General features: G+C 69.6%; 6 protein-coding genes. 3 read left to right on the plus strand and 3 right to left on the minus strand.

Features of this window, described 5'->3' with window-relative positions; genetic code table 11:
- Positions 1–33: 33 nt before the first annotated feature.
- The gene (locus L0P92_RS23065) at positions 34–981 is read left to right on the plus strand and encodes a hypothetical protein (protein WP_234764735.1); all 948 of its coding nucleotides are present in this window, start codon (positions 34–36) and stop codon (positions 979–981) included.
- 7 nt (positions 982–988) lie between these two features.
- On the opposite strand, the gene galK is transcribed toward L0P92_RS23065, so the two are convergent.
- The 3 genes from galK to galT are packed head-to-tail and all read right to left on the minus strand — an operon-like array spanning position 989 to position 4,200.
- On the minus strand, positions 989–2,152 hold the full coding sequence (gene galK, locus L0P92_RS23070) for a galactokinase (RefSeq protein ID WP_234764736.1): 1,164 nt from the start codon (positions 2,150–2,152) through the stop codon (positions 989–991).
- A gap of 27 nt (positions 2,153–2,179) precedes the next feature.
- Positions 2,180–3,142, minus strand: a complete 963-nt coding sequence (gene galE, locus L0P92_RS23075) for a UDP-glucose 4-epimerase GalE (protein WP_234764737.1) — start codon at positions 3,140–3,142, stop codon at positions 2,180–2,182.
- Entirely contained in the window at positions 3,139–4,200 is a 1,062-nt protein-coding gene (gene galT / locus L0P92_RS23080) for a galactose-1-phosphate uridylyltransferase (RefSeq protein ID WP_234764738.1), read from the minus strand. Before galT ends, galE begins: the two co-directional genes overlap by 4 nt.
- 199 nt (positions 4,201–4,399) lie before the next feature.
- On the opposite strand from galT, the gene L0P92_RS23085 reads away from it, so the two are divergent.
- Both L0P92_RS23085 and L0P92_RS23090 read left to right on the plus strand, forming a co-directional pair.
- Positions 4,400–6,097, plus strand: coding sequence for a sodium:solute symporter family protein (locus tag L0P92_RS23085; RefSeq protein ID WP_234764739.1), 1,698 nt, complete (start codon positions 4,400–4,402; stop codon positions 6,095–6,097).
- Positions 6,098–6,115: 18 nt separating this feature from the next.
- Positions 6,116–6,451: hypothetical protein (locus tag L0P92_RS23090; protein WP_234764740.1), on the plus strand; the 336-nt coding region annotated here is incomplete at its 3' end.

Genomic DNA, 6,451 nt, shown 5'->3' on the forward strand with positions numbered 1-6,451 from the left:
GGGGAGGCCAGGAGCGACACACGACGTGATGCGGTGGCGGTCTTACGGTGTGCGGTCGCGGCGCGGGGCTGGGGTTCGCTCGTCCGGTTCCTGTGCGTCGACTCCCGGCAGCTGGTGCCCGCGTTCGACCGTGCGGTGCTCCCGCTCGTCGAACGCACGGTGCCCGACGAGGAGGAGCGGCGCCGGATCCACGCGACCCTGCTCAGCACGGGCGTGAAGGTGGGCTTCGCCCTGTGGGGATACGCGTCCATGGCCCGCGTGCCCTTCGACGCCGAACTGAGCGTCCTGGGCAGCTCGTTCACCCGTCTCTACGACGATCTCGTCGACCACGGCGACCGCGCGGGCCTGGACGGGGATCTGGCGTCCCTGTTCGCGGGCGGGTCCTTCCGCCCGCAGAGCCGCCTGGAGGAACTGCTGCTCCTCCTGCACGACGCCATCGCCGTACGGCTGCCCCACCCGCCCGACGACCCGATCCACCCCCTGCTGCGGGAACTGCACGCCTTCCAGCTGCGCTCCCGCGCCCAGCGCGACCCGCGTATCCCGCTGCCGGAGGTCCTGGAGATCACCAGAGGAAAGGGCGGCCTCGGCATGGTCGCCCTGCTCTCCCTGCTCCGCCCCCGGATGCCGGCGGAGGAACGCGCCCTGCTCACCGAGCTGGGGTATGTCTTCCAGCTCCTCGACGACCTGCACGACCTCGCCCTCGACCGGGCCGAGGGCATCACCACCGGCGCCACCCTGCGCGCCTTCTCCCTCACCGACCTGGCCGCCCGGATCCAGCGCCTGCGCTCCCGCTTCCGCGCCCACTACGGAACCGCGAGCCCCCTGACCGCCCACCTGGCCCTGACCCTCGTCGGCGCACCGCTCGCGGCACGCCGAAGGACCGGGCACCACGGGCGGCCACGTCCGAGGACCGGCTCGCTGCCGCTGCTGTTCTCCCGTGCCGGGAACATCCGGCCGCATGCCCCGGGTTCGACGCGGTGACCTCGGGTCAGCCGATCCGCCGCGCCCCCGCCGCCGGCACCGCCTCGAACACCCTCGGTGCCGTGAACCCGGCCGCGGCGAAGGCCTCTTCGACCGCCTTGGTGACGGTCTCGACGTCGGTCGCCTCCGCCAGCACGATCGCGGAGCCGCCGAAGCCGCCGCCGGTCATGCGGGCGCCCAGGGCACCGGCCTCGTTGGCGGCCGCCACGACCAGGTCCAGCTCGGGGCAGGAGACCTGGAAGTCGTCCCGCAGGGAGGCATGGCCCTCGGTCAGGACCGGGCCGATCGCCCGGGTCTCGCCGGACTCCAGCAGGGCGACGACCCGCTCGACGCGCTGGTCCTCGGTGACGACGTGGCGCACCAGGCGGCGCACCTCCTCGTCGTCGCCGAGCCGGTCCAGGGCCGAGGACAGGTCGTCGTAGGCGATGTCCCTGAGCGCGTCCACGCCCAGCAGGGCGGCGCCCTTCTCACAGCCCGCGCGGCGCTTGCCGTACTCGCCCTCGCTGTGGGAGTGCTTGACCTGGGTGTCGACGACCAGCAGGCGCAGGCCCTCGGCGGCCAGGTCGAAGGGGATCTGCTTCTGGGAGAGGTCCCGGGTGTCGAGGAACAGGGCGTGGCCGGCCTCGCAGCACGCGGACGCCGTCTGGTCCATGATCCCGACCGGGGCGCCGACGTACATGTTCTCGGCGCGCTGGCACAGACGGGCCAGCTGCCAGCCCTTCTGGCCGAGTTCGTAGAGGTCGTTCAGCGCGAGCGCGACCACGACCTCCAGGGCCGCCGACGACGACAGGCCGGCGCCTGCCGGGACCGTCGAGGACAGGTGGATGTCGGCGCCGGTCACCGCGTGGCCGGCCGCGCGCAGGGCCCAGACCACGCCCGAGGGGTACGCCGTCCAGTTCCGGTCGGTCTCGGGCTCGAGGGCGTCGACGCGCAGTTCCACCACGCCGCCCCCGACGTCCGCCGAGTGCAGGCGCAGCACGCCGTCCGCGCGTCGCGAGACCGCCGCGACCGCGGTGTGCGGCAGCGCGAACGGCATGACGAAGCCGTCGTTGTAGTCGGTGTGCTCGCCGATCAGGTTGACCCGGCCCGGCGCGGCCCACACCCCTTCCGGCTCGGCCCCGTACAGCTCCTTGAACCGCTCGGCGACCGCGGCTGCCGTGTCGACGCTCATCCCCTGACCCTGACCTTTCAGTACGTTCTACTTGCCGTTCCGCTGCGTGAACTGCCACGCGTCGGCGACGATCCCCGCGAGGTCCGCGCGGGACGGGTTCCAGCCGAGCCGCTCGCGGGCGGTGTCGGCGGAGGCGACCAGGACGGCCGGGTCGCCGCCGCGGCGCGGGGCCACGACCTCGGGGATCGGGTGCCCGGTGACCTGGCGGACGGTCTCGATGACCTGGCGGACGGAGAAGCCGTTGCCATTGCCGAGGTTGCAGATGAGGTGCTCGCCGGGCCGGGCGGCCTTCAGCGCGAGCAGGTGGGCCTCGGCGAGGTCGGCGACGTGGATGTAGTCGCGCACGCAGGTGCCGTCGGGCGTCGGGTAGTCGTCGCCGTAGACGGAGATCGCGTCGCGCCTGCCCTGGGCGACCTGGAGGACGAGCGGGATGAGGTGCGACTCGGGGTCGTGGCGCTCCCCGCAGTCGCCGTAGGCACCGGCGACGTTGAAGTACCGCAGCGAGACGGCGCCGAGTCCGTGGGCGGCCGCCTCGCCGGTGATCATGTGGTCGACGGCGAGCTTGGAGGCGCCGTACGGGTTGGTCGGCCGCGTGGGCGCCGACTCGGCGATCGGCACCTCCTTGGGCTCCCCGTACGTCGCCGCCGTCGACGAGAAGACCAGCTTGCGCACGCCCGCCTCGCGCATCGCGCCGAGCAGGGCCATGGTGCCGCCGACGTTGTTGTCCCAGTACTTCTCGGGCTTCACGACCGACTCGCCGACCTGCGAGAACGCGGCGAAGTGCAGCACGGCGTCGAAGGAGGGGTCGAGCCACTTGGCGGCGTCGCGGATGTCGCCCTCGATGAAGGAAGCCCCGGCCGGCACGCCCTCGCGGAAGCCGGTGGAGAGGTTGTCGAGGACGACGACCTCGTCACCCGCCTGAAGCAGATGCTGGGCGACCACGCTGCCCACATAGCCGGCGCCACCGGTGACCAGGTACTTCCCACTCATGAACTCGCTACCTCTCGCAGTCGCTCGGCCGCGCGCTCCGGCGGCACGTCGTTGATGAACACACTCATGCCGGACTCGGAACCCGCGAGAAACTTCAGCTTGCCGGAAGTGCGGCGAATGGTGAAAAGCTCAAGGTGGAGCGCGAAGTCGTCGCGCACGACCCCCTCGAAGTCCTCCAGCTGCCCGAACGGCGCCTGGTGCCAGGCGGCGATGTACGGCGTCGGAGGCTCACCCTCCCCGAAGATCCGGTCGAAGCGCCTCAAGAGTTCCAGATAAACCTTGGGAAACTCTGAGCGCGCCTCCTCGTCGAGCGCGAGCAGATCGGGCACCCGGTTCCTCGGGTACAGGTGGACCTCGTACGGCCAGTGCGCGGCGTACGGCACGAAGGCCACCCAGTGTTCACTCTCCAGGACGACCCGCTCGTCGGCGAGTTCACGCTCCAGCACGGCGTCGAAGAGGTTCTCCCCGCCGGTGGCGTCCTTGTGCGCGGCGAGGGAGCGCAGCATCAGGGCGGTGCGCGGCGTGGTGAACGGGTAGGCGTAGATCTGCCCGTGCGGATGCCCCAGGGTCACCCCGATCTCGGCACCGCGGTTCTCGAAGCAGAAGACCTGCTCCACGGAGGGCAGAGATGACAGCTCGGAGGTCCGGTCGGTCCACGCGTCGAGCACGAGCCGTGCCTGCTCCTCGGTCAGGTCGGCGAAGGACGCGTTGTGGTCGGAGGTGAAGCAGACGACCTCGCAGCGCCCGGAGTCACCGGCGAGCGAGGGGAAACGGTTCTGGAAGACGACGACGTCGTACGACGAGTCCGGGATCTCGCTCAGCCGCTCCCCGTCGGAGGGGCACAGCGGGCACTCGTCGGCCGGCGGGTGGTAGGTCCGCCCCTGCCGGTGCGAGGCGATGGCGACACTGTCGCCGAGCAACTCGTCCCGTCGGACCTCGGACGTCGTGACGGTCCGGTCCAGCGGACGGCGGTCGACGGCGTCCCGCACGGTGTCGTCACGCAGGTCGTAGTAGACGAGCTCACGACCGTCGGCCAGCTGGGTCGAGGTCTTCTTCACGGCGGACTCCATTCGAGCCACTCAGATCTTCCGAGACTCCTCCGAGCCTCCATCAAACATAACCAAACACAGAGAAACACAACTCACCACCTGCGTCAACATCACAATCAAACAAAGAGCACCACCGGCGATGTTCAATTACTGAACACAGAGGCGTAGGTTCCGCGCTGTATCGGTTCGCGCAACGAAGCGAGTACTTATGCAAACCCCCACACAATCGCCCGCCTACCTCGCCGCCGAGCTGCGGCTCCCCACGAACTGGCTCGACTACACGCTGCTCGGCATCTACTTCGTCGTCGTCCTCGGCATCGGCTTCGCCGCCCGCCGCTCGGTGAAGACCAGCCTCGACTTCTTCCTCTCCGGACGCTCCCTGCCCGCCTGGGTCACGGGCCTGGCGTTCATCTCCGCCAACCTGGCCGCCACCGAGATCCTCGGCATGGCGGCGAACAGCGCGCAGTACGGCGCCTACACGGTGCACTGGTACTGGATCGGCGCCATCCCGGCCATGGTCTTCCTGGGCCTGGTGATGATGCCCTTCTACTACGGCAGCAAGGTCCGCTCGGTGCCGGAGTTCCTCCTCCTGCGCTTCGACAAGGCGGCCCACCTGCTCAGCTCGATCCTGTTCGCGTTCGCCGCGATCCTGATCGCCGGTGTGAACCTCTACGCCCTGGCGATCGTCGTCGAAGCCCTGCTCGGCTGGCCCCAGTGGGTGGCGATCGTCGTGGCGGGGTTCTTCGTCCTGGCCTACATCACGCTCGGCGGCCTGTCCTCGGCGATCTACAACGAGGTCCTGCAGTTCTTCGTGATCCTCGCGGCCCTGATCCCGATCACCATCCTGGCCCTGAAGAAGGTCGGCGGCTGGGACGGCCTCACCGACACCCTGACCAAGTCCCACGGCGACGACTTCGTCACCGCGTGGGGCGGCACGGGAATCGGCGAGGCGAACCCGCTGGGCGCGAACTGGCTGACGATCGTCCTGGGCCTGGGCTTCGTGCTGTCCTTCGGCTACTGGACGACGAACTTCGCCGAGGTCCAGCGCGCCCTCTCCGCGAAGAACCTCTCAGCCGCCCAGCGCACCCCGCTCATCGCGGCCTTCCCGAAGATCTTCATCGTCTTCCTGGTGATGATCCCGGGCCTGGCGGCCGCCGCCCTGGTCCCCGGCTTCGGCACCGCCGAGTCCGGCTACCAGTACAACGACGCCATCCCCTACCTCATGGAGGGCCTGCTCCCCAACGGCGTCCTCGGCATCGCGGTGACCGGGCTCCTGGCGGCCTTCATGGCGGGCATGGCGGCGAACGTGTCGTCCTTCAACACGGTGTTCACCACGGACATCTGGGCGAAGTACGTGGTGCGGGACCGGGAGGACGCCTACTACGTCCGCTTCGGCCGCCTGATCACAGCCATCGGCGTCCTCGCCTCGATCGGCACGGCGTTCCTCGCCTCCTCCTTCTCCAACATCATGAGCTACCTCCAGACCCTGTTCTCCTTCTTCAACGTGCCGATGTTCGTGGTCTTCATCGTCGGCATGTTCTGGCGGCGGGCCTCGATGAAGTCGGGCTTCTGGGGCCTCCTGGCAGGCACGACGGCAGCGATGATCAACTACTTCGTCTTCTACAAGCAGGACATCATCTCGATCCCCTCCGACCAGGGCGCGAACTTCGTCTCCGCCATCGCGGGCTTCGTGGCCGGCGCGGTCGTCATGGTGGCCGTCTCCCTTTTCACGGCGCCCAAGCCGACGGAGGATCTCCAGGGGCTGGTGTACGGCACCCGTTCGCCCGGCATGGCCGAGCCGCCGGCCGAGGGGGACGACGCGTGGTACCGGAAGCCGGCGCTGCTGGGTTGGGGCGCGGTGGTGCTGGCGGCCGTCTGCTACATCCCGTTCTCGTTCTCGTTCTGACAGGGGAGCTGAAAGACCATGCCAGACCACTCCGACCACCCCGACCGCTCCAACCACCCCGACCACCCCGACCACCCCGGCTACTCCGAGAGGGACGTCCAGCGCGAGGTCACCGAGCTGGAGGGGAAGTCCGAGACGGCCGCGCGGCTCTTCGACATCCGGCGGATCATCGGCGGGCTCTTCGTGATCTACGGCGTCATCGTCACGATCGTCGGGCTCACGGACGACGACGCCGCGATCGACAAGGCCGAGGGCGTCAACATCAACCTCTGGACCGGGCTGGGCATGCTCCTCCTGGGCCTCTTCTTCCTGGCGTGGCTGAAACTCCGCCCCACGGCTCCGCCGCCACCCCCC

The sequence above is a fragment of the Streptomyces muensis genome (assembly GCF_021474425.1).
GTDB lineage: Bacteria > Actinomycetota > Actinomycetes > Streptomycetales > Streptomycetaceae > Streptomyces > Streptomyces muensis.